The following is a 2,369-nucleotide window of genomic DNA, read 5'->3' on the forward strand; positions in this document are numbered from 1 at the left end:
TGTGCGCCGTCTAACTCGGCGCCAGATCGCCCCCGCAGGGGGCAGAGGTTCGGGAGGAGGTGACCTCTGGGCCACCCGCCTTACCTGAACGGGAAACCGGGAGGGGACAAGAGCATGGCGGGAAAGCGCGGGATGCCGCGAAGACGCCGAAGGCACGGCCGTGCAAGGCCCGCGTGATACGGCGAAAGCCAGACTGCTTGAAACCCAGTCTCCAGCGGTGCAAACGTTCACACCTCCCGACACGGCGTCTGTTGTCGGGGCCGCCGGCATAGGGGCGATTCCGACTTTCGTCGCCCTGAACTCTCCCGGCTGGCGGGCGACGGGCAGCGAGCTCGTTCAAGGGGACGGACCGGGACGCCTACGTCACGCTCGATACGTCTGGCGCACAGAGGAATTCGGGATGGCCTACGGGGCGCGAGCCCTACGGTCACGGAGGGTCCGTAGTAGTCGCAGGAGTCACGCCCTGCCAGGGAGGACGGGAGAGCCGTCCGCACGGGCGAAGGGACCCAGGTGCTCGGATCGACAAGGACGGTGAGGTACGCGAGATGCGAGAGGCCGTAACCGTGCTGGAGATCATTCGTGAACGCGGCAGGAGAGGACTGCCGCTGGAGCGGGTCTACCGGTGCTTGTTCAACCCGGACCTGTATCTGCTTGCCTACGGAAAGCTCTACCGCAACAAGGGGGCGATGACTCCCGGGGCCACACACGAGACCGTGGACGGCATGAACCTCGGCAAGATCGAGGCGATCATCAACGTGCTCCGCCAGGAGCGTTACCGTTGGACCCCCGTCCGGCGCACCTACATCGACAAGAAGAACTCGTCGAAGAAGCGCCCACTGGGGTTGCCGACCTGGTCGGACAAGCTGCTGCAAGAGGTATTACGCCTGATCTTGGAGGCGTACTACGAGCCGCAGTTTTCCGGCCGCTCCCACGGATTCCGCCCAGGCCGCGGCTGTCACACCGCCTTGCAGGAGATCTATCACCAATGGCACGGAACGGTGTGGTTCATCGAGGGCGACATCACCGACTGTTTCGGGTCTCTAAGCCATTCGATCATGAGATCGACCCTGGCCGAGAAGATCCACGACGGCCGGTTCCTGCGCCTCATCGATGGACTGCTCCAGGCCGGATATCTGGAGGACTGGCGCTACCACGCCACGTTGAGCGGCTGTCCGCAAGGCGGGGTCGTTTCGCCCGTGCTTTCCAACATCTACCTGGACCGGTTGGACAAATACACTGAGCAGATCCTGCTGCCTGCCCATAACCGGGGAGCGCGACGCACGCCTTACCGGCCATATATGCGGCTGTGGCAACGCGCCTGGAGGCTGGAGGACAGCGGAGAGCGCAAGGCGGGTCTGGCGCTGCGCAAGCAGATGAAGACCATGCCCTCCCGCGACCCCGACGATCCGACCTACCGGCGGCTGCGCTATTGCCGATATGCCGATGATTGGCTGCTGGGCTTCACCGGTCCCCGGCAGGAAGCCGAACAGATCAAGGCCGAGATCGGGCGGTTCCTGCGTGAAGAGCTCGCGCTGGAGCTGGCACCGGCCAAGACCTTGATCACCCACGGGCGGACGCAAGCCGCCCGGTTCCTCGGCTATGAGCTGGTGGTGTTACACGCCGACCACAAGCGCGACCAGCGCGGTCACCGCAGCATTAACGCGGCGATCGGGCTGAAAGTGCCGCTCGACGTAATCCGCGCCAAGTGCGCGCCCTACCTGCACCACGGCAGACCGATCCGGCGCACCGAACGCACCGTCAATACTGATTTCAGTATCGTCGCGCAGTTCCAGGCCGAGTTCCGGGGTGTCGCGGAGTACTACCGGCTGGCGTTCAACCGTCACCGGCTCGGCTATCTGAAGTACGTCATGGAACGGTCGCTGACCAAGACCCTGGCCCGCAAGTACCGGATCACGGTCCCACAGGTCTACCGCCGCTACCGCGCCGTACTCGACACCGAGCACGGTCCACGCCGTGGCCTCCAGGTCACCCTGGACCGCGACGGCGGGCGACCGCCACTGGTAGCGCGATGGGGCGGCATCAGCCTGGCACGGGACATCACACCACGGCCCCTCAACGACAACCCGCCACGCATATGGAACAGCCACCGCTCAGAGCTGGTGCAACGGCTCATGGCCGATGTCTGTGAATTATGCGATTCCACGGAGCAGGTCGAGGTGCACCACATCAGGGCACTCAAAGACCTCAACCCCAAGGGGCGGAGACAGCAACCCGACTGGGTCACGCGCATGGCCTCACGCCGCCGCAAGACCCTTGTCGTCTGTCGCGTATGCCATGAGGACATCCATGCCGGACGTCCCACACGCAGATCACGATGAGCACTGGAGAGCCAGCTGCTACGGAAAGCG

Annotated in this window: 1 protein-coding gene; it reads left to right on the forward strand. The window is 64.5% G+C overall.

Annotated elements, in window-relative coordinates; translation table 11 throughout:
• The first annotated feature begins 563 nt into the window (after nucleotides 1-563).
• Nucleotides 564-2,339, forward strand: coding sequence for a reverse transcriptase domain-containing protein (locus ABGB08_RS54350; protein WP_347608386.1), 1,776 nt, complete (start codon nucleotides 564-566; stop codon nucleotides 2,337-2,339).
• The last annotated feature ends 30 nt before the right edge of the window (nucleotides 2,340-2,369 follow it).

The organism is Acrocarpospora sp. B8E8 (genome assembly GCF_039871605.1).
GTDB classification, from domain to species: domain Bacteria; phylum Actinomycetota; class Actinomycetes; order Streptosporangiales; family Streptosporangiaceae; genus Acrocarpospora; species Acrocarpospora macrocephala.